Annotated in this window: 3 protein-coding genes; all 3 read right to left on the bottom strand. The window is 65.1% G+C overall.

Translation table 11 applies throughout. The features are described 5' to 3' along the window. The coding region (locus V6M61_RS04845) for a circularly permuted type 2 ATP-grasp protein (protein WP_332775437.1) at positions 1-357 on the bottom strand (357 nt) is incomplete at its 3' end. Between the two features lie 263 nt (positions 358-620). Further along, positions 621-1,328: a type 1 glutamine amidotransferase gene (locus V6M61_RS04850; RefSeq protein ID WP_332775438.1), complete on the bottom strand. Its 708-nt coding sequence runs from the start codon at positions 1,326-1,328 to the stop codon at positions 621-623. Between the two features lie 129 nt (positions 1,329-1,457). Beyond that, a complete protein-coding gene (locus tag V6M61_RS04855) occupies positions 1,458-1,799 on the bottom strand; it encodes a ribonuclease E inhibitor RraB (RefSeq protein WP_090444108.1) in 342 nt (113 codons plus the stop codon). Positions 1,800-1,851: the final 52 nt, after the last annotated feature.

Raw genomic sequence — 1,851 nt, forward strand, 5'->3', positions numbered from 1 at the left:
CAGCACCTGCTCGGCCGGGATGATGCCGGCCTTGATGATGCGCTGGTCGTGGTAGAGGTCGGCGAGGAACAGGTTCAGCGCCTGCACCCGCTGGATGCAGCCGCGCTCGACCACCCGCCACTCACTGGCGGGAATGCTGCGCGGGATGGTGTCGAACGGGATCAGCCGCTCGGTGCCCTGCTCGTCGCCGTAGAGGGTGAAGGTGATGCCGGCGCGGTGGAACAGCAGATCGGCCTCGCGGCGGCGCTGGGCCAACAACTCCTTGGGCGTTTCGGCCAGCCAGCGGGCGAACTCGCGGTAGTGCGGGCGGCACTCACCATTCGCCTGGTACATCTCGTCATAAAAGGTGCGGGCCATGCCGTACTCCTTGGTCTCCCGGATGCACCAAAGCATTGCAAAGCCCGAGCCAGCGAATTTATCCCTTAAAAATCAATAAATTAATATGTTATCGGGAGAGCGGCGCACCATTTCGGCGCCGCACGTCAGCGTCCAGAGGTGGTCGCGCACCGTGGCGTGGCAGGCGTCATCTATTGACGCCCTAGCCCGCTACCGACCCGGCCAGCACACCCGCAGTGAGCGAGCCTCTCGCCGGCGTGCAGACGCCCGACTCGCGGTGCCGCTCAGCGCCAGGCCAGGCGCAACCAATGCCGGTAGAAGCCCTCGGCCACCTGGTTCAGGGCCCGCACCTTGGCCGGTAGCTCGGCGAGCATCTGCACCAGGCTCTGCTGGCTGGGCTGGCGCTCATCGAGCAGATGCCGCCAGTCATCCAGCCATTGCTGCACCAGCTCCTCGGTCATCTCCGGGTGGCCCTGCAGGGCGAGCAGCTTGTCGCCCCAGGCGAATGCCTGGTTCGCGCACCAGGGGCTGGACAGCAGCGGCTGCGCGCCGGCGGGCAAGGCGAAGCTGTCGCCGTGCCACTGGAACATCGGGAACTCGGCCGGCAGATGGCTCAGCCACGGGCTGCTCGCCGCGCCGACGGTTTTCTTAAGCGGCTGCCAGCCGCTCTCGGTGTAGGGCATGCGTCGCACCTCGGCACCCAGCGCCTTGGCCAGCAGCTGACCGCCCAGGCAGTGGCCGATCAGCGGGATGTCGCGGCGGATGAAGTGCTGGAGCGCGGCGATTTCCGTGGCCAGCCAGGGCAGATCGTCGTTGACGCTCATCGGCCCGCCCATGATCGCCACGGCGCGCGGCCGCTCCAGGTCGAAGCCGTCCAGCTCGCCGAGGTCGACGCGCAGCACACGGAAATCGCACTGCGCCTGGTCCAGCACCCTGGCCAGGTGGCCCGGCGGGCAGTAATCGATGTGGGTGAGAATCAGGATATCGCTCATGACAGCCTCCGCCGCCCAGTCTGGGGCAAAGCGGTTGCTCGGGTCGAGCCTGCAGAAAAACACCAAGGGAAAAATGCACATCGGCCAGCGCTGGGCTGGCCGATGCTTATTGCCGGTGCCGGAGGGGCATCAGGGTCGCAAGCCTTTCACCTCCTGCGTCACGCCCCAGCCATCCAGCTTGCCGCCAAGCGGCGCCACGACCGACTCCAGGTCATGCTCGAAATCGCCGATGCCATGATAGGTGGCAAACATCACCTTACTGACTTGCAGGTGCCAGGCGCCGTCGTCTCGCTCGGTCACCAATGCATGCAAGGACTCACCACGAAATTTCCTGGTCGCCATGCGGGCCCGTTCCTCGTCCGGGAAAATGGCGTAGAACTCGATGGGATGGAAGCTGGCAAAGTCGAAGCCACCCTCCTTCATCCGCCGCAACACTCCGCTGCTGACATCATCGTGCAAGGCTGTGCTCATGAAGTGATCTCCTCAGGCGATGGATGGATTAACCGCTTTCCCATTGCAACCG

Source organism: Polaromonas sp. (assembly GCF_036676035.1).
GTDB lineage: Bacteria > Pseudomonadota > Gammaproteobacteria > Burkholderiales > Burkholderiaceae_C > Polaromonas.

What these genes read in the sequence shown, in the direction of transcription:
- V6M61_RS04855 (WP_090444108.1), bottom strand. Translation starts at nt 1,799, where the DNA reads ATGAGCACAGCCTTGCACGATGATGTCAGCAGCGGAGTGTTGCGGCGG.
- V6M61_RS04850 (WP_332775438.1), bottom strand. Translation starts at nt 1,328, where the DNA reads ATGAGCGATATCCTGATTCTCACCCACATCGATTACTGCCCGCCGGGC.